The organism is Marichromatium purpuratum 984 (assembly GCF_000224005.2).
Classification (GTDB): Bacteria; Pseudomonadota; Gammaproteobacteria; order Chromatiales; family Chromatiaceae; genus Marichromatium; species Marichromatium purpuratum.
Genome location: NZ_CP007031.1, coordinates 1,106,956 through 1,126,042, shown reverse-complemented (window position 1 = coordinate 1,126,042; position 19,087 = coordinate 1,106,956). Strand labels below are relative to the sequence as shown.

Below are 19,087 nucleotides of genomic sequence, written 5' to 3'. Positions count from 1 at the left end.
CTGCTGCATGGTTCGATCCCTTCGCATCACCTGAGCGCTTCACCCCGAATCCCCAGTCACGCCGCAACCGGCGGCACGGGGCTGATGGCCGAAGCCTACTGCCCTGGCCTCGTCCTTGGCAAACACAGCGTGCTCAGGCGGGCCGCACGCGCAGCGCCTGCAACCGGGCATGGATGCTCTCGTGCACCGACAGCAGCGCCGGGATCACCAGCAACACCAACAGGGTCGCGAAGGCCAGACCGAAGGCGATCGAGGTCGCCATCGGGATCAGGAACTGGGCCTGGACCGAGGTCTCGAAGAGCAATGGCATCAGCCCGGCGACCGTGGTCATGCTGGTCAGCAACACCGCGCGCAGACGCTGACAGGCGGCCTCGACCAGCGCGTCCTGGCGCCCCAGCCCCTGACCGATCAACTGCTGGTAGAACTTCACCAGGATGATCGAATCGTTGATCACGATCCCGGAGAGGCCGAACATGCCGAACAGCGACAGGATGGTGACGTCGATGTCGATCAACCAGTGCCCGAACAGCGCCCCGGTCAGACCGAAGGGGATGGCGGCCATCACCACCAGCGGCCAGCCGTAGGAGGCGAACACCCAGGCGAGGATGATATAGATCAGGATCAGCCCGAGCAGCAGCCCCTTGCGCATATCCCCCAGGGTCTCGCGCTGATCGGCCGAGCGTCCCTCGAACGAGTAGCTGATACCGTGTAGACGCTGCAGCTCGGGCAAGGGCCCGGCAGCGAGCGACTCGAGCACCGCGCCGACCTCGCTGACCTCGGAGTCGACATCGGCCGAGACCTCGACGGCGAGCTTGCCGCCGGCATGACGCAGGATCTCGAAGCCACGGCGCGAATCCCACTCGGCCACCGCGCTCAGCGGCACCGCCGAACCGTCGGGCAGGCGCACATTGAAGCGATAGAGCGCGCCGAGCTGGTCGCGCTCAGCGCGCGGCAGGCGCACCCGCACCTCGACCTCGTCGGCGCCGTCCTGGAAGATCTGCACCAGCTGACCGTCGAAGGCGTTGCGCAGCTGGCGCCCCAGGTCCTCGACGGTCAGCCCCAGCGCCTCGCCCGCCGGCGAGAGCCGATAGATGATCTGCTCGCGCCCATAGGCCATGTCGTCCTCCACCTCACCGACCCCGGGCATGCCCTTGAGCGCCTCGGAGAGCGCCAGCGCGGCTTCCTTGAGGGTCTCGGCCTCGGCACCGTTGAGCCGCACCGTGAGATCACGCCCCGGCGGTCCGGCCCGGCGCGAGGTGATGGTGAAGGACTCCAGCCCCGGCGGCTGCTCGATGCGCGCGCGCCAGGCGCGGATGAACTCGGCGTTGCGCACCGTGCGCGCATCGGTCGGGGTGAGCTCGACGCGCAGCCCGCCGAGCTGATCGGCGGTCGAGCCGGCGCTCTCGGGCTTGCTGCCGTGCAGCGCGATGGCCAGGTTGACCAACCGCCCCTGATCGAAGCTCGCCTCGGTCTCGCGCAGGGTGTGGTCGAGATGTTCGAGGAAGTCATCGACGCGCGCGCGCGGCGTGCCGGCGACGAAGGTCACATTGGCATTGATGATCTGACTCTCGGGCGTGGGGAAGAAGACGAAGGTCATGCGCCCCCCGGCGAGCAGGCCGACGGCGATCATCAACAGCGCCACCGCCGCGCTGATGGTGGCGAAGCGGTGCTCCACGGCGTGCGTCACCAGCGGGCGGAAGAACTCGTCGCGCAGCCGCTCGAAGCCGCGATCGAGACGCGCGCGCAACGACCCCGGCTGGGTGCGATGGGCGTGGACGAAGGCCCCGCGCAGGTGCCCGGGCAGCACCAGCATGCTCTCGAGCAGCGAGGAGAGGATCACCGCCACCACCACCAGCGGGATGGCGCCGAGGATGTTGCCGATGATCCCGCCAACGAGCATCAGCGGCAGAAAGGCGGCGATGGTGGTCAACGACGAGGCGAGCACCGGGGCGAGCATCCGCCGCACCCCGCCCTCGGCGGCGAGCAGCGGATCCTCGCCCATCTGGTGATGAGCCTGGGCGTCCTCGCCGACGACGATGGCATCGTCGACGATGATACCGAGCGCCATGATCAGCGCGAACAGGCTCATCATGTTGATGCTGCCGCCGGCGAGATAGAGGATGAACAGGGTCGCCATGAAGGAGACCGGGATGCCCCAGGCGACCCAGAAGGCCACCCGCCCGCTGAGAAACAGGAAGAGGATGGCCACCACCAGGATCAAGCCCCCGGCGCCATTGCTCACCAACAGCATGATGCGGTCGCGGATCAACTGCCAGGCGGCGTCGTAGACCACCAGCTCGACCCCGGGCGAGAGCGTCGGGCGGGTGTCGGCGAGCCACTGGTCGAGCACCTGCGCCGCCTCCAGCGAATTGCCGAGCTCGGCGCGCTGCAGCACCATCTCCACCGCCGGACGGCCATCGACGGTGAGCAGCAGCTGACCGTCGCGCGGCACCCGCTCGATCTCGGAGACATCGCCGAGATCGATCTGCAGCACCTCCTCGGTCACCACCGGCAGGTCGGCGAACTCCAGCGGATCGCGCCGCTTGTCGAGGCTGCGCAGCTCGCGCGCGGCCTCGGCGCGACCGACCTGACCGGCCGGCAGGTCGCGGCTGAAGGCGGCCACCCGATCGCCGATCTGCCCCAGGCTCAGGCCGAGCTGCTCGAGACGCTGGTGGTCGACCGCGATGCTGATCTCCTCCTCCGGCAACCCGCGGATGTCGACCTTGTCGATCCCGCGATCGAGCAGCTCGGACTCGAAGCGGCGCACCAGATGACGCAGCTCCTCGGGGCGATCCGGGCCACTCACCAGCAGCCGCGCCACGGTCTCGTAGCGGGTGGCGAGCGCCACCTCGGGTTTCTCGGCGTCCTGCGGCAGGTTGCGGAAGTTGTCGACCAGCCGCCTGACCTGATCGAGCGCGAGCAGCGGGTCGGTGTCCTCGTCGAACTCCAGGGTGATCGCCGAGATCCCCTGCGAGGAGGTCGAGGTCAGGTCACTGAGTCCATCGACGCTACGCAGACGCTGCTCGAGCGGGTTGGTGATGCCATCCTCGACGTCCTCGGCACTGGCCCCGGTCCACACCACCCGGACGCTGACGATGTCGAGATCGAAGTTGGGGAAGAACTGGATGTTGAGCCGATCGAGGGCGAAGATGCCGCTGAGGATCATCATCACCATCAGCAGGTTGGCCGCGACCTTGTGGTGTGCAAACAGCCCGATCAGATCGCTGCGATGTCCCGTTGCCCGACGCGCCCGACTCACTGATGCGCCTCCACCCGCAGCCCGTCGACGGCGTTGGGCATGTGGGTGACCACCAGCGGGTCACCGGAGACGAGTTCGGGCGCCGCGACCAGCAGCCGTTCCTCGCCATCGGGCGCGAACCAGCTCCCCAGGGTGCGCACCGCGACCGCGCGCATCCGCCCATCGACGAAGGTATAGACCCGGTTGCCGCCGTAGACCGCGGCGAAGGGCACCGCCACCACCGACTCGCGCAACGGACGCTCCAGGCGCAGGGTGAGCATCTGACCAATACGTAGCCACTCGGCCCCTTCGGTGAGGGTAAAGAGCCCGTCGATGCCGCTCGGATCGGCCTCGCCGGCGAGCCGTTCGAGCACCAGCCCGACACGACCGCCATCGACCAGCGCCGAGGCCGGCAAGGAGCCGGCGTTGCGCAGCGCGGCGGCAAGCTCGGCCTGATAGGGCGCGGGGATGCGGGCGCGCACCTCGAGCCCGGCGAGCGGATAGAGCGAGAGCAGCACCTCGTCGGTCTTGACCTGATCGCCCACAGCGACCTCCACCGCGCTGACCACCCCGGCGTAAGGCGCGACCACGCGCGAGCGGGCAAACGCCAGTCGCGCCTCCTCGTACTCGGCACGGGCCTGTTGCAGCCGCGCCTCGAGGGCGCGCCGGCGTGCCGGGTAGTCGGCGATGCGCATGCTGCGTTCGCTCACCGCCAGACGCTGACGGGCCAGGTCCTGCTCGGCGAGGTCGAGGTCGTTCTGCGAGCCGACCTGACGCCGGGTGAGGCTCTTGGCGCGCGCCACCGCGTCCTCGGAGAGTTCGAGCAGGCGGCGCTCCTGTTCGAGCGCCGCCCGATCGCTCTCCTGACCGTTGCGCTCGCTCTCGAGCTGAGCCTCGAGCTCGGCGACCTGGGCGCCGGTGCGGGCGAGCCCCGACACCAGATCGCGCGGATCGAGTTCGAGCAGCAGCTGACCGGGCACCACCCGCTCACCCTCGCGCACCAGCACCCGCGCCACCTGCGCCGAGGCCGAGGCCGCCGCGCGCAGCAGGTCGGGGTTCTCGACCTGGCCGTAGAGTTCGAGCATCGGCGCCAGCGCACGCGGCTCGACCGGCTCGAGCGCCACCCGCCAGACCCGCTCGCGGGTCTCGGTGACCGGGCGATCGGGGCGGGTTTGCTTGAGGTACTGGAAGACACCGAAGCCGACGGCGAGGATCAGGACGGGCAGCAACAACTTGAGCAGACGATTCACGGTGTCCCTTGGTCGATTGAGCTGGGGTTGGATGCGCCGTCATCGGCGCCCGGGGCGACGATGACCAGGCCGGCGGGCGGTCTCACCCTCCGGGAGGGGCATTGTGCCGAGGCGCAGGCCGCCCTGCTACGGCAAATGTGGTGGATGCCATTTGTTTCCACGATTACCGCCACCGCCACCAGATCAGGGCAGCGGTGGACGGAAACAACGCCAGGACGGCAGCGAGATCAGTCCGCGGCCGAGTCGGCGACCACGGCGACCACCGCCGCGCAAAGCGCCTCGAGCTCCTCGGGGGTGATCACGAAGGGGGGCATCAGATAGATCAGCCGACCGAACGGGCGCACCCAGACACCACGCTCGACGAAGCGACGCTGGATCTCGCGCATCGCCACCGGCTCGATCATCTCGACCACGCCGATCGCGCCCAGCACCCGCACCTCGGCCACCCCGGGAAGCGCGCGCGCCGGCGCCAGACCACGCTCGAGCCCGGCGGCGATGGCCGCCACCCGGCCCTGCCAGTCATCCTCGAGCAGCAGCCCGAGGCTGGCATTGGCCACCGCGCAGGCAAGCGGATTGCCCATGAAGGTCGGCCCATGCATGAAGGCGCCGGGCGCGGCCGCGGAGATGGTATCGGCCACGCGCGCGCTGGCGAGGGTGGCGGCGAGCGTCATGTAGCCGCCGGTCAGCGCCTTGCCGACGGTCATGATGTCCGGGGCGATGCCGGCGTGCTCGCAGGCGAACAGCCGCCCGGTGCGCCCGAAGCCGGTGGCGATCTCGTCGGCGATCAGCAGCACGTCGAAGCGATCGCACAGCGCCCGCACCTGCGCCAGGTAGTCGGCGCTGTAGAAGCGCATGCCGCCGGCACCCTGGACGATGGGCTCGAGGATCACCGCCGCCAGCTCGTGCTGGTGGCGCTCGATCAGCGCGGCGAACTCGGCGATCGCCGCCGGCGTGCAGGGCTCGCCGTAGCGACACTCGGGCGCCGGGGCGAAGACCTGCTGCGGCAGGGTGGCGCTGAACAGGTGATGCATCCCGGTGACCGGATCGCACACCGACATGGCGTTGAAGGTATCGCCGTGATAACCGCGACGGATGGTCAGCAGACGATGGCGCTCGGGGCGCCCGGCGGCCTGCCAGAATTGCAGCGCCATCTTGATCGCCACCTCCACCGAGACCGAGCCCGAATCGCAGAGGAAGACGTGTTGCAGCGGCTCCGGGGTGATCGCCACCAGTCGCTCGACGAGCTGCGCCGCCGGCTCGTGGGTGAGCCCGCCGAACATCACGTGCGCCATGCGCTCGAGCTGATCGCGCGCGGCCTGGTTGAGCACCGGGTGGTTGTAGCCGTGGATCGCGCACCACCAGGAGGACATGCCGTCGATCAGCTCGCGCCCGTCGCTCAGCTCGATGCGGCAGCCGCGCGCGGCGCGCACCGGATAGACCGGGTCGCGATCGCGGGTGGAGGTATAGGGGTGCCAGGCATGGGCCTGATCGATGGCGAGGATGTCGTTGGCTTGCATGGTTGGTCGATCGCACGGGCCGCTTTGGATGGAGTGAAGGACACACCGCCCGCGCGCGGCCCTGCTCGCGGACGGGATGAAGCCATGACATGTCGGCTACATGTCGGCGCGGCTGTCGATCCGACTGGTGGCGACGCCGGAGAGGATCTCCTTGATGATCTCGCGACAGGCCGCCTCGCGGTCGCAGTCGCGGCCACGGCGCGCGGCCTGGAAGAAGCGCGCCAGCTCGCGCTGCTGCGACTGGGTCAGCTCCTCGGAGAAGCCACGGCGCACCGCGACGCGCTCGGGGACCTTGTTCGCGGCCTCCTCGTCGGCGGCCTGACGGCCATGCGCCCAGTTCATCGCCCGCGCGCTGTAGAGCACGATGCGATCGAGCAGCACGAAGGGGAAGCGCGGGTCGGAGACCGGCCCCATGGTGAAGCGCTGGGTGCCGGGGGCGCGCTCGATATCGAGCTTGGCCAGCGCCTTGCCCCCGACCAGCCCGAGCACGCCGCCGGTGAAGGCGCCGATCAACGCCCCGGCACCGAGCGAGTGACCGGCGGCGGCGAGATCGACGGTGGCCCCGGAGGCGGCGCCGGCGGCGACCCCGACCATCGCCAGCTGACGCCGCGACAGCCCCAGTGCCTGACCGACCTCGTCGGAGAACAGATCCTGGTTGAGGATGGAATCCGGCGGCAGGTTCCAGACATGATGGCGGAAGTTGGCGCGGAGCTGCTCCTGGGCATCGAGTTCGAGCTGACGCAGCCCCTGCTCGAACGCGGCGGCGACCTCGTCGCGGATGCGCTCGCGCCCGCTCTTGAACACCAGTTTGCCGTTCTTGACGGTGCGGGTGACACGATAGGAAAGCGCATCCCTGAGCAACTGCAGGATGGTGTTGACGGCCTGATCGGTGCGCCGCGCCCAGTCGCAGGCGAAGGCGTCGATCGCCTCCTCGACGCGTTCCTCCCAGCGCTGATCGATGCTCTTGAGCGCCTCGAGCAGCTTGATGCGCTCGCTGTAGGTGGCGCGATGGGCGTTGAACTCGCGCACCGAGTTGAACGCCTTGCTCAGCGCGTCCTGCCACTGTGCCATGTGACGATTCTGGCTGGTGAGGTTGTTGAGGATCGCCATGCGCGGTCGCCCGGTGAGACGCAACAGCTCGATCTCGACCCGGTCCTTCTCCTTGATGCGCTTGGAACCATCGACCACCAGGATGACTCCGGCGCCCTCGGCCACCGGCTGCAGCAGAGCGCAGTCGTGGGCGAACAGCGGATCGCGCTGATGGGTGTCGACGAAGGCGCGCGCCAGATCGCCCACCGACTCGTTGGCCTGGAACCACTCGAGGATGGCATTGGGGTTCTGGAAGCCCGGGGTGTCGATGAACTCGACCACCGTGCGACCATCGATGATCACCGGGTAGCTGGTCGACTCGGTGGTGGTGCCGGCGCGCTTGTCGATCGCGATCCGGTCGTTCTCGGTGAGGGTAGCGACCACCGAGGACTTGCCCGCGTTGGGGTGTCCCATGATCGCCAGGCGTGGGATCTTCACCGCCATCAATCTTCTCCATCCTGCGGCTGCGGCGCCAGCATCTCGAGACGCAGATAGGGGTCGGCCATCTGCTCGATCTTGCGCTGCCAGTCGGTGTAATCGAAGGTGCCGAGCGGTGGCAGGCGGTCCTCGTCCTCAGGGTCGCCGACCAGCGCGAGCAGCATCTGTGCCTGGGTGCCGGCGGCGGCACGCAGCTCGCGCAGGAACACCAGGTTCTCGGTGATCGGCGGCTGCGAGCCGTCCTGGATGATGGCGATGCGCGCCGGCGGCGCCTCCCAGGCCCCGTCGGTCACCAGGGCGAGCGCCTCCTCGGTCATCTGGCTGCCGGCGCCGAAGGGCGCCCGGGCGCCGATCCGCCAGCCGGTGTGCTGCGCGAGCAGCGCGGCCAGTCGCGGCTGGTCCTCCGGCTCGAGCACGTCGTCGATGTCGACATGGATCAGCAGCAGACAGCCGTCGGGGGCGAAACGCGGCCCAGCGTCTGTCGCTACCGGCACCACTGGTGCCGGTTCCGATTCTGGCTCAGGCTCAGGCTCGGGCTCGGGCTCGGGCTCAGGCTCAGGCTCAGGCTCAGGCTCAGGCTCAGGCTCAGGCTCAGGCTCAGGCTCAGGCTCAGGTTGGGGTGTCGACTCGGGCTCGGGTTCCGGCACGCGTTCCGCTTCTGACGTGGGCTCTGCGGCCGACTCGACGAGCGTCGTGGCCTGCGTCTGCGGGGGCTCGGGCGCTCCTTCGGACTCGGCGGTCGTCGTCTCCGCCTCCGGCTCGGTCTCGCCCTCGGTCACCTCGACCCCTTGCTCAGATTCCGGCTCAGCGACGGGCTCGGGCGCCTTGTCCTCGACCTCGCGCTCATCCGCCTCGGGCACCGCAGTCGAGCGCACCTGACCCACCGACGAGACGGCGTCGGACACGATCGACGATTGCGACGCCGCCTCGACCGACTGCGCGGCGAGCTCGGTCGTCGACGCGGCCTCCGGATCGGGCTCGATGAGACGCTCGGCCCCGGTATCGCCAACCCTCTCCTGCCCCTCTCCCGACTCAGATGCCGCGTGCGGCTCTGGCTCGGGTCGGGGTGTCGGCTCGGGCTCGGGTTCCGGTTCTGGCGCAGGCTCCACGACCGGCTCGACTTCCGACCGGGGGGGCTCGGTCACTCCCTCGGGTTCGGCGACCACCTGCGCTGCCTTCGGTTCGGCCTCAGGCTCGGTGACGGACTCGGACGCCGAGGTCCGGTCCTCGACCGGGGGCTCGGCGAGCTGCCCGGATGCCGCGGGCGTCGCTTGAGTCTCAGACGTTCCCGCTACGGTCTCGGCGGTCGAACCCACCGCCTCGACCTCGTCCATGGACGGTGCCGCGCTCGGGGCTGGCGGCGTCACCGGCATGGTCGGGACCGCCGGGACCGCCGGTCGAGCGGCGGTCTCGGGCGCAATGACCGCCGGCGGGGGCGGGGTCTCGTCCACCGGTGGCGATTGCGGCGGCACCGGAGCGCGCCGCTGCGCCGGATCGCGCCAGGGCCGAGCGACGTGCAGCGGTACCTTGGCGCGCGCCTCAGTCTGTTCCTTGGGCTTGAGCGCGCCGGGGGCGACCGGCGCCGGGATGTGCATCTCAGCTCCGCCCTCGCCACCGACCCCGGTGAAGTCGAGCCGGGGGGTGAGCATCCGCGCATAGAGCGCCTGGGTACGGCCATGAGTGAAGGGCAGCCGCTCCAGCGACAACCGCAGGACCAGGCGCGAGACCCAGTAGAGCAGCAGCCGCGGCAACAATCCGTAGGAGATCACCGCCAGCACCAGAAACCAGCGCCAGGAGCGCAGATGCTCGGGATCGGGCCGGGCCGCCGAGGACATCGCCCACTGTTCGAGATAGATCCGCGAGCCCTCGATCTGCTCCAGGGTCGGATAGCCGACGCCCTCGCCGAACAGCCAGCCCCAGGGGGTGGCGACCAGCTGCACGAGGTCGTGGATGGTCTGCGGGTGCACGGCGAGCGCCGAGCCCCAGCCGAAGGCGATGTCGGTGAACCACTCGAGTACCACCGTGCAGAGGATCACCCCGAGGTTAAAGGCCACCCCGAAGAGCTGTGCCGGGATCAGCAGCGGCAGATAGGCGATCGGGCCGTAGAGCGCATACTGCGCGCGCAACAGCCCCTGGGTGGACTGGGCACGTTCGCGCACCTCCTCAGTGCTGTGCGCCAGGCGCTGGTGCTGCAACCAGCCCGCGCCCTTGCTGAGCAGGGGCTGGATGAGACGGGTCAGCAGCGAGAGGTCCTGGCCGATCGCCGCGCCGGTGCGCACCCGGCGCGTCACCCAGGTCGAGACCAGGGCGACGACCAGGGCGAACTGTACGAACACCAGCAGGAACAGGTACCAGGTGACGCTGACCGGCTGCAGCCCGTCGTAGTTGAGCAGCGCCGAGGCCACCGCCACGCCGAGCAGGAAGCCGGCGCCGCCGAGCAACAGGTTGCCCAGGCGCTGCGCCGAAGCGAAGGCCGCGCCGGGCAGCAGCGCGCCCATGCCGGCGGGCTCGCGCGCGCGACGCTCGGCGAGCCAGCGACGCAGGCTGGCGCGACGGTGTTGCTGGGTGTGGGGCTCGGCGCCGTCGAGAGACGCCTGGATGTGCTCGAGATAGAGCGCGCGATCGCGCTCGGTGAGCCGCTGACGGGCGGTGGGCTCGTCGCGCAGCGCGCGCTCGTCGGCGTCGAGATAGTATTCGAGGTCGATCAGGTCCGGGACATCCCAGCGCGCAGCGGCGTCCGGGGTGTGATCGACCGGGGATTCGCTTCGGTGATGTCGGAGATCCATGGGCTCAGACTGCCGCTCCGTAGTCCAACCGGTTACTCTACGTCGGTTGCGCGGCGAGATCCATACAGGGGGGTGCCCCATGCACCGCCTCGGCGGAGCGTCTCCGATCCCGCCACCGGGAGCGGATCATAACCCGTGCACGCCATGCCCGTCATATCCTTGACGGGCATGGCGTGCCGGTCAAGCGGCCTCGGCCCGGGCCAGCGCGGCGCGATTGAGCGCCTGGAGCACGGCGCGCAGCGAGGCGGTCACGGTGTCGCGATCGGTCGCCACGCCGCTGACCGGCACGCCGTCGACCTCGAGCTGGACATAGGCCACCGCCTCGGCCTCGGTGCCGCCGTCGAGCGCGTGCTCCTGGTAATCCCGCACCCGCAGGCTGCGGTCGAAGCGGCGCGCGCAGGCGTCGACGAAGGCGGCGATGGTGCCTTCGCCCTCGCCGCACCAGCGCTGCTCGCCCTCGCCGGCGTCGATGCGCGCCTCGACGCGGTCCTGGCCGGGGTGGTCGAGCTGATAACCGATCAATCGTGTCGGTCCCTGCTCGCGCAGATAGTGCTCGCGGAACAGCGCGTAGAGGGTGGCGGCGGCGAGCGCCCCGCCGTGGCGCTCGCTCTCGCGCTGCACCACCTGGGCGAACTCGACCTGCAACCAGCGCGGCAGGCGCAAGCCGTAGTCCTGTTCGAGCACGAAGGCCACCCCGCCCTTGCCCGACTGGCTGTTGACGCGGATCACCGCGCGGTAGTCACGGCCCAGGTCCTGCGGGTCGATCGGCAGATAGGCGACGTCCCAGGGCGCGTCGGGGCGCTGCCGGGCGAGACACTTGCGGATCGCGTCCTGATGGCTGCCGGAGAAGGCGGTATAGACCAGCTCGCCGAACCAGGGGTGACGCGGATGCACCGGCAACCCGGTGCACTCGGTGCAGACGGCGACGATCTCGGCCGGATCGGAGAGATCGAGCTGCGGGTCGATGCCCTGGCTGTAGAGGTTCATCGCCAGGGTCAGCAGATCGGCGTTGCCGGTGCGCTCGCCGTTGCCGAACAAGGTGCCCTCGACACGATCGGCGCCGGCGAGCAGCGCCAACTCGGCGGCGGCCACGCCACCGCCGCGGTCGTTGTGCGGGTGCACCGAGAGCACCACCGCCTCGCGTCGTGACAACCGGGTGGAGATGTACTCGACCTGATCGGCGAAGACGTTGGGGCTGGCGACCTCGACGGTGGCCGGCAGGTTGATGATGCAGGGGCGATCGACCGTCGGCGCCCACTCGGCGAGCACCGCCTCGCACACCTCGAGGGCGTAGTCGGGCTCGGTGGCGGTGAAGCTCTCCGGCGAATACTCGAAGGTCCAGCGCGTCTCGGGATGACGTGCCGCGGCCTCGCGCAACAGCCGCGCGCCGTCGCGGGCGATCTCGATCACCCCGGCGCGGTCGCGCCCGAAGACGCGCTCACGCTGTACCGGCGAGGTCGAGTTGTAGACATGGACGATCGCCCGCGGCGCCCCGGCGAGCGCCTCGAAGGTGCGCTCGACCAATGCCTCGCGTGCCTGCACCAACACCTGGATGGTGACGTCCTCGGGGATCTCGTCGTGCGCGATCAACCAGCGCACGAAGTCGTAGTCGGGCTGGCTGGCGGCCGGGAAACCGACCTCGATCTCCTTGAAGCCGAGCTTGACCAGCAATCGCCACAACCGCTGCTTGTGCGCGACATCCATCGGCTCGAGCAGTGCCTGGTTGCCGTCGCGCAAATCGACGCTGGCCCAGCGCGGGGCCTGTTCGACGATACGGTTCGGCCACTGGCGATCGGGCATGGCCATCGCCGGGGACGGCCGGTAGCGGCGATGATCGAAGCGGGTCATGCGGCTCTACTCCTTGGCGGGGATGCCCCGCCGCTGACACGCGGCGGGGCGGGACGCGGGCCGTGCGACGACGGCCCGCGAATGAATCGGGGCCGGTCTTTCCCGGCAGTCAACCCTGAGGGCCTGTGAAGTGACGACCTCGCGCTGTCGTCGCGCAGAGACAGGGCGAGCGTCGTCTCCTGTGCCCGGTCCCGGTAAGGACCCTCGGCCGCTCTCGTCCTGGTTGGGACATCGAGCCTGTTTCGGCGCGCGCCTGGTGGGCGTCTGCCGGTGGTTGGCGGCTGGTTGGCCGACGGTTGTAAGTCTACGCCGGCGGCCCCGGCAGAGGATTGCGAATTCGCGCCGATAAAGCAGCTTTTGCGCAATAAAATGCCAACATAAAAAATTAACAGGCAACTGAAGACGCAATCTTGGAGCTTCGATGAAACTCGATCGCTATGACCGCCGGATCCTCGCCGAGCTGCAGGACAACGGACGCATCAGCAACCAGGACCTCGCCGAACGGGTCGGGCTCTCACCCTCGCCCTGTCTGCGCCGGGTACGCGCGCTCGAGGCCGCGGGCATCATCACTGGCCATCGCACCCTGGTCTCGCCCCAGGCGCTCGGACTCAACCTGCTGGTGATCATCAGCATCTCGATGGACCGCCACACCCCAGAGCGCTTCGAGCGCTTCGAGCAGGCGATGGCGGCGATGCCCGAGGTCCTGGAGTGTCTGCTGATCACCGGGCGCGACGCCGACTATCAGCTCAAGGTGATCGTCCCCGACATGGAGGCCTATCAAGCACTGCTGATCGAGCGCATCACCCGTATCGAGGGGGTCTCCGGGGTGCACTCGAGCTTCGTGCTGCGACGGGTGCTCGAACGTACCCAACTGCCGGTGGATTGAGCGCGCGCAAAACCCTTACATTTTCCACTGTTCAAATCGCCGCCAGGGCCGATAACAAGGCATGGTCCGTGCTCCGTCAACGGCAAGGCAGCGCACGCGCCGTCGCGACCACAGCGGCGGCCCCGCGCCGGATCCGGGGTCAGCCGCGCCGAGTGGGCTGACCACCCAGTCAGCATCCACGCAACGAGCAGATATCATGTGTAACGAAACATCGAGCAGAGGCACCCATTCCTGGCCGCTCGAGCCGCTTTCGCGACGCAGCGCCGGCCTGACAGCCCTGTCATTGCATGACGAGAATGTCCGTTTCGCCACAACCCGCGGGGTGAGCGAACACAACCGCAGCGCCAACTTCGTCCCCGGCTATCTCGACAGCGTCAGCGGCGAGTGGGTGCTGTCGCGGTTCCGTGACGGCTCCCCGGCACCGGTGCATGTGCTCGACGGCCTGCCGCCGACCTGGGTGGCGCGCCGCGATGCCGCAGGCAACGTGGTACAGACCCGTCCCGGGATCGTCTCGGGGTTCGTTCGCGACGGACTCTTCTATACCCGCGAGGAGGCCGTGTTGGCGCTGTGCTGAGAGCAGCGCCCCGAACTCAGTGACGCGCCTCGCGGACGGCCTGCTCGGCGAGGGCGTGGCCGAGTTCGATCAACTCGCTGGCGCGGTGGAACTCGTGCGCGGCACAGGTATCGCGCGGCACATCGATCACCACGTCGGGGCGATAGGCGGCCAGTTGCACCGCGGCGATGCTGTTCTGCATGGTCTCGAAGGAGCGGTTCATCAGCTCGAACATCCCCAGCTTGTCCTCGTCCTCGCGGGCGAGATCGAGCCCGATGGCGTCGAGAAACTGGCGAATCCGCTGCTCGTAACCGATCTCTGCGGGGGGCGTGGCCGAGGCCTCGGCATCATCCCGGGGCTCGACCTGGGGGCGTGGCACCTCGGGGGTGGGCTGGGCATTGAGGTTGACCGCGATGGTCAGGTCGGTGAGGTCGCGAAAGGTCGGTGCGATCGGCACCGGATTGAGCAACCCGCCATCGACCAGGGTCTTGCCCAGATAGCAGTGCGGGCGGAACACACCGGGAATCGAGATCGAGGCGCGGATAGCGTCGAACAGCGCGCCGCGCGAGATCCACACCTCTCGCTGACGGTCGAGGTCGGTGGCCACCGCGGTGAAGACGATCGGCAGGTCCTCGATGGCGAAGTCACCGACCATCGCCCGCAGGGTGTCCATGATGCGGTTGCCCTTGATCAGGCCGTCGCCGCTGAAGGCGAAGTCGAGGAAGCGCAGCACGTCGGGACGTCGCAGCGCACACACCCAGTGCTTGTAGGCGTCGAGTTCGCCGGCGGCGTGGATACCACCGACCAGCGCACCCATCGAGGCGCCGCTGATCGAGGCGATCCGATAACCGTGGGCATTCAACCACTCGATCACGCCGATGTGCACCAGGCCGCGCGCGCCGCCGCTGCCGAGCACCAGGGAGACGAGCTGTCCCGACACCGCGGTTACCCCTGGGCGCTCACTGACGCCGCCGCGCGCGACGCTGACGCAGACGGATCTGGGTCCAGGCCGGACCCGAGAGCGCATAGCTGACCGACATCACAAACAGCACCAGCGGCGGGTTGATGTAGACCACCGCGAAGCTGAGCATGATGACCACGGCGAGCAGGAAGGGCACGCGCCCCTGCAGATTGACCTGCTTGAAGCTCTGATAGCGGAAGTTGCTCACCATCAACAGGCCGGCCCCGGCGGTGAGCAGCGCGGCGAGCCATGACAGGCTCGCCCCATCGATCCCCAGGTCCGTGCCCAGCCACACGCCAGTGGCGATGATCGAGGCCGCCGCCGGACTCGCCAGTCCCTGGAAATAGCGCTTGTCGGCGATCCCGACCTGGGTGTTGAAACGCGCCAACCGCAGCGCGGCTGCGGCGGTATAGACGAAGGCGGCGAGCCAGCCGACCTTACCCAGCCCGGAGAGCGCCCAGTGATAGGCGACCAGCGCCGGGGCGACGCCGAAGGCGACCATGTCCGAGAGGCTGTCGTACTCGGCGCCGAAATCGGTCTGGGTATGGGTCAGCCGCGCGATGCGCCCGTCGAAACCATCGAGCACCATGGCCGCGAGCACCGCCAGCGCGGCGGCCTCGAAACGCCCATGGGTGGCCGAGAGCACGGCATAGAAGCCCGCGAACAGCGCGGCAGTGGTGAACAGGTTGGGCAGCAGATAGATGCCGCGGGCCCGTTTGCGGGATGCGAGCGTTTCGTCCATAGTCTCCTTTGTCTGGATGCGCAGCAGGACTTGCACTGGCGCGAGTATAGCCGGGAGCCGACCCCGTCCGAAAGCGAGGAGCGGCACGCGCATCCGGGTGCGATCGTCCGGGGACAGACACCGAACGCGCTCGAATCCACGCACCGTCGTCAGACGGACGGAGGGGACATGAGCCTGCACCGACCCAAGCCGCCGCTGCCCAGTGACGACACCCGCTGGAAGCTGGTCAACGCCACCATGCGCCGCAACGGCTATGCCGATCACGCCCTGATCGAGACCCTGCACAGTGTCCAGGACGCCTTCGGTTATCTCGACGAGACCGCACTCAGGTTCGTCGCCGCCTCACTCGACGTCCCGCTGAGCAAGGTCTTCGGTGTCGCCACCTTCTATCATCTGTTCCGACTCAAGCCCAAGGGACGCCACACCTGCGTGGTATGCACCGGCACCGCCTGCTATATCAAGGGAGCGGGCGTGCTGGTCGATGCGCTGCGCGCGCATCACCAGGTCGAACCCGGCGAGACCACCGCCGACGGCGCACTCTCGGTGCTCACCGCACGCTGTGTCGGCGCCTGCGGGCTGGCCCCGGCGGCGGTGGTCGATGGCGAGGTCGTCGGCAAGCTCGCCCCGGAGGCGCTGCTTGAGCGGCTCGAGCAACTCGAACACGCGACGACCGCACCCGCGCCACCACCACGCGCCCGCGCGCCGGCCTGAGGCGACGACCTCAGCACAGGGGACGGCCGGGCACCGTCGGGGTGCCACCGACCAGTCAGCCACCGAGATAGCCAACCTCAAGAGGAGAGCGGGACCGGGGCTTGCCAGCGAGCCGTGCTATCCCACCCGGCCACAGCCGGGCTCCCCGCGACAGAGCGATGCATCTGGACGATCTCGCCGAACAGGCCGCCACCATCCGCACCCGCGACGCGGAGACCGAACACGAGATCCGGGTGTGCATGGCCGCGAGCTGCCAGTCCTCCGGGTCGGGACAGGTGCTCGAGGCACTGCGCGCCGGGGTCGAGCCACAGACCCAGAGCTGTCGCGTCAAGGGGGTTGGATGCATGGGCCTGTGCTCGGCCGGCCCACTGGTGGCGGTGGCCCCGCCGGGGACCACGCTGAACGCCTCGCGTCTCTATCGCGACGTCGCCCCTGCCAACGCCCCGGCGATCCTCGACAACCTCGGCAAGCCGGATCCCATCGAGCGACTGCACTGCCCCACCGACCAGCCCTTCTTCACCGCCCAGCACCGCATCGTGCTCGAACACTCGGGCCAGATCGATCCCGACAGCCTCGACGACGCCATCGCCGTCGGCGGCTACAGCGCCCTGGTGCGCGCGCTCACCGAGCTGACCCCGGCCGAGGTGCTCCGCGAGGTCACCAGCAGCGGGTTGCGCGGGCGCGGTGGCGGCGGCTACCCGACCGGGCTGAAGTGGTCGACGGTGGCGAAGATGCCGGGCGGGCAGAAATATATCGTGTGCAACGCCGACGAGGGCGACCCCGGCGCCTTCATGGATCGCGCGGTGCTCGAGTCAGACCCGCACCGGGTGATCGAGGGCATGGCCATCGCCGGCTATGCCGTCGGCGCGAGCAAGGGCTATGTCTATGTCCGCGCTGAGTATCCGCTGGCCGTCGAGCGGCTCACCAACGCCATCCGCAAGGCCAAGCGCGCCGGCTTCCTCGGCAGCCAGATCGCCGACACCCAGTTCGGCTTCGAGATCGAGATCCGTCTCGGCGCCGGCGCCTTCGTCTGCGGCGAGGAGACCGCGCTGATGGCCTCGATCCAGGGGCTGCGCGGCCAGCCGCGGCCACGCCCGCCCTACCCCGCCGAGGCCGGACTGTGGGGCTGCCCGACGCTGATCAACAACGTCGAGACCTTCGCCAACATCGCCCCCATCGTGCGCGAGGGCGGCGACTGGTTCGCCGCCCTCGGCACCGAGGGCTCCAAGGGCACCAAGGTCTTCGCGCTCGCCGGCACCATCGTCAACACCGGGCTGATCGAGGTGCCCATGGGCACCCGCCTGGCACACATCATCGAGGTCATCGGCGGCGGCATCCCCGGCGGCGGTCGGGTCAAGGCGGTACAGACCGGCGGCCCCTCGGGCGGCTGCATCCCCCGCGCCCATCTCGACACCCCGGTCGACTACGACAGCCTCAAGGGGCTGGGCACCATCATGGGGTCGGGGGGGATGATCGTGATGGACGAGCGCTCGAGCATGGTCGATGTCGCGCGCTACTTCATGGAGTTCTGCATGACCGAGTCGTGCGGCAAGTGCGTGCCCTGTCGCACCGGCACCCAGCAGATGCACGCCCTGCTCGAGCGCATCGCCGCCGCCGAGGCCGGGCGCGCCGAGCTGGCGCTGCTCGAGGAGCTGTGCGAGGTGGTTCAGGCCACCAGCCTGTGCGGGCTCGGTCAGACCGCGCCCAATCCGGTGCTGAGCACGCTACGCTATTTCCGCGACGAGTATGAGTCGCGACTCGTCGACTGAAGGCACGGGAGAGGAGCATGCCAGGTCCAGCCAGCCAGCCCAAGGTCCGCGTCGTCACCTTCAGGATCGACGACCAGGACCTCTCCGCCCGCGAGGACGAGACCCTGATCGAGGTCTGTCGCGAGCACCGCATCCCGATCCCCAGCCTCTGCTATCTCGAGGGGCTCTCGACCTGGGGCGGGTGCCGCCTGTGCATGGTCGAGATCGTCGGCCAGCCACGCCTGGCCGCCGCCTGCTCGACACGGGTGATCGAGGGCATGGAGGTGCGCACCGACACCGAGCGGCTGCGCCGCTACCGCCGCACCCTGGTCGAGCTGCTGTTCGCCGAGCGCGCCCATGTCTGCTCGGTGTGTGTCTCCAACGGTCACTGCGAGCTGCAGACCCTAGCGCAGCGCTGCGGGGTCGACCACATGCGCATGCCCAGACGCGCCGTCTCCTACCCCGTCGACAGCTCGCACGAGATGTTCCGGCTCGATCACGACCGCTGCATCCTCTGCACCCGCTGCGTGCGGGTGTGCGACGAGATCGAGGGTGCTCACAGCTGGGACGTGATGGGTCGGGGCAGCGACTGTCGGGTGATCACCGACATGGCCCAACCCTGGGTCGAGAGCGAGACCTGCACCAGCTGCGGCAAGTGTGTCCAGGTCTGTCCCACCGGAGCGCTGGTCAAGCAGGGCACCTCGGTCGGCGAGATGGTCAAGGACCAGCACTTCCTGCCGATCCTCGCGCGTCGGAGGCATCCACGATGAGCGCCACCCCCAGACTCAAGGTCGCCACCGCCTGGCTCGACGGCTGCTCGGGCTGTCACATGTCGCTGCTCGACATGGACCAACGCCTGATCGAACTGAGCGAACGCATCGATATCGTCTACAGCCCGCTGGTCGATACCAAGGTGCTGCCCGAACGGGTCGACGTCGGCATCCTCGAGGGCTCGATCAGCAACGCCGACGACCTCGCGCTCGCCCGCCGCTTCCGTGAGCACTGCCGGGTGCTGGTGAGCCTCGGCGACTGCGCGGTCAACGGCAACGTGCCGGCGATGCGCAACCACTTCCCGCTCGAGCAGGTGCTCGCCCGCGCCTATCGCGAGAACGTCACCCTGCAGCCACAGCTGCCCGATCGCGGGGTGCCGGCGCTGCGCCAGCGCGTGGTGCCGATCCACGGTGAGGTCGCCGTCGACGTCTTCGTCCCCGGCTGTCCCCCGAGCGCCGAGGCGATCTGGCAGGTGCTCGCCGCCCTGCTCGAGGGGCGCGACCCCGACCCCAGCGCCTTCACCCGCTTCGGCGCCTGACCAACCCCAGG

Annotated in this window: 14 protein-coding genes; 6 read left to right on the top strand and 8 right to left on the bottom strand. The window is 69.2% G+C overall.

The genetic code is table 11. The features are described from left to right. Window positions 1-133: 133 nt before the first annotated feature. The 6 genes from MARPU_RS05150 to leuA form a co-directional block, all read right to left on the bottom strand. Window positions 134-3,259 (bottom strand): efflux RND transporter permease subunit, encoded by a 3,126-nt coding sequence (locus MARPU_RS05150; RefSeq protein WP_005220471.1) that lies wholly within the window; start codon window positions 3,257-3,259, stop codon window positions 134-136. Further along, complete coding sequence (locus MARPU_RS05145; RefSeq protein WP_005220470.1) at window positions 3,256-4,488, bottom strand: HlyD family secretion protein; 1,233 nt, start codon at window positions 4,486-4,488, stop codon at window positions 3,256-3,258. The genes MARPU_RS05150 and MARPU_RS05145 overlap by 4 nt, the downstream gene beginning before the upstream one ends. Window positions 4,489-4,715: 227 nt before the next feature. After that, complete coding sequence (gene bioA, locus MARPU_RS05140; protein WP_005220469.1) at window positions 4,716-6,005, bottom strand: adenosylmethionine--8-amino-7-oxononanoate transaminase; 1,290 nt, start codon at window positions 6,003-6,005, stop codon at window positions 4,716-4,718. Between the two features lie 96 nt (window positions 6,006-6,101). After that, entirely contained in the window at window positions 6,102-7,538 is a 1,437-nt protein-coding gene (locus tag MARPU_RS05135; RefSeq protein WP_005220467.1) for a GTPase/DUF3482 domain-containing protein, read from the bottom strand. Next, on the bottom strand, window positions 7,538-10,318 hold the full coding sequence (locus MARPU_RS16525; protein ID WP_005220466.1) for a DUF2868 domain-containing protein: 2,781 nt from the start codon (window positions 10,316-10,318) through the stop codon (window positions 7,538-7,540). Before MARPU_RS16525 ends, MARPU_RS05135 begins: the two co-directional genes overlap by 1 nt. Before the next feature lie 180 nt (window positions 10,319-10,498). Beyond that, window positions 10,499-12,166, bottom strand: coding sequence for a 2-isopropylmalate synthase (gene leuA / locus MARPU_RS05125; protein ID WP_005220465.1), 1,668 nt, complete (start codon window positions 12,164-12,166; stop codon window positions 10,499-10,501). 421 nt (window positions 12,167-12,587) lie between these two features. Here leuA and MARPU_RS05120 point away from each other — a divergent pair, with 421 nt between their 5' ends. Beyond that, complete coding sequence (locus MARPU_RS05120; RefSeq protein ID WP_005220463.1) at window positions 12,588-13,052, top strand: Lrp/AsnC family transcriptional regulator; 465 nt, start codon at window positions 12,588-12,590, stop codon at window positions 13,050-13,052. Between the two features lie 322 nt (window positions 13,053-13,374). Next, complete coding sequence (locus tag MARPU_RS05115) at window positions 13,375-13,626, top strand: hypothetical protein (RefSeq protein WP_232229501.1); 252 nt, start codon at window positions 13,375-13,377, stop codon at window positions 13,624-13,626. Between the two features lie 16 nt (window positions 13,627-13,642). Here MARPU_RS05115 and MARPU_RS05110 read toward each other — a convergent pair whose 3' ends face one another. Together MARPU_RS05110 and pssA are read right to left on the bottom strand one after the other, a co-directional pair. Then, on the bottom strand, window positions 13,643-14,545 hold the full coding sequence (locus MARPU_RS05110) for a patatin-like phospholipase family protein (RefSeq protein ID WP_005220457.1): 903 nt from the start codon (window positions 14,543-14,545) through the stop codon (window positions 13,643-13,645). Between the two features lie 19 nt (window positions 14,546-14,564). Then, on the bottom strand, window positions 14,565-15,308 hold the full coding sequence (gene pssA, locus MARPU_RS05105; protein WP_005220455.1) for a CDP-diacylglycerol--serine O-phosphatidyltransferase: 744 nt from the start codon (window positions 15,306-15,308) through the stop codon (window positions 14,565-14,567). A gap of 168 nt (window positions 15,309-15,476) precedes the next feature. Between pssA and hoxE the strand changes: the two genes are divergently transcribed. The 4 genes from hoxE (at window position 15,477) to MARPU_RS05085 (ending at window position 19,076) form a co-directional block, all read left to right on the top strand. Continuing rightward, window positions 15,477-16,019 carry a bidirectional hydrogenase complex protein HoxE gene (gene hoxE / locus MARPU_RS05100; protein ID WP_005220453.1) on the top strand — a complete coding sequence of 181 codons (543 nt, stop codon included), beginning with the start codon at window positions 15,477-15,479 and terminating at the stop codon, window positions 16,017-16,019. A gap of 158 nt (window positions 16,020-16,177) precedes the next feature. Next, window positions 16,178-17,788: a NuoF family protein gene (locus tag MARPU_RS05095; protein ID WP_005220451.1), complete on the top strand. Its 1,611-nt coding sequence runs from the start codon at window positions 16,178-16,180 to the stop codon at window positions 17,786-17,788. A gap of 17 nt (window positions 17,789-17,805) precedes the next feature. Further along, window positions 17,806-18,537, top strand: coding sequence for a bidirectional hydrogenase complex protein HoxU (gene hoxU / locus MARPU_RS05090; protein ID WP_005220449.1), 732 nt, complete (start codon window positions 17,806-17,808; stop codon window positions 18,535-18,537). Beyond that, window positions 18,534-19,076 carry an NADH-quinone oxidoreductase subunit B family protein gene (locus tag MARPU_RS05085; RefSeq protein WP_005220448.1) on the top strand — a complete coding sequence of 181 codons (543 nt, stop codon included), beginning with the start codon at window positions 18,534-18,536 and terminating at the stop codon, window positions 19,074-19,076. Before hoxU ends, MARPU_RS05085 begins: the two co-directional genes overlap by 4 nt. The last annotated feature ends 11 nt before the right edge of the window (window positions 19,077-19,087 follow it).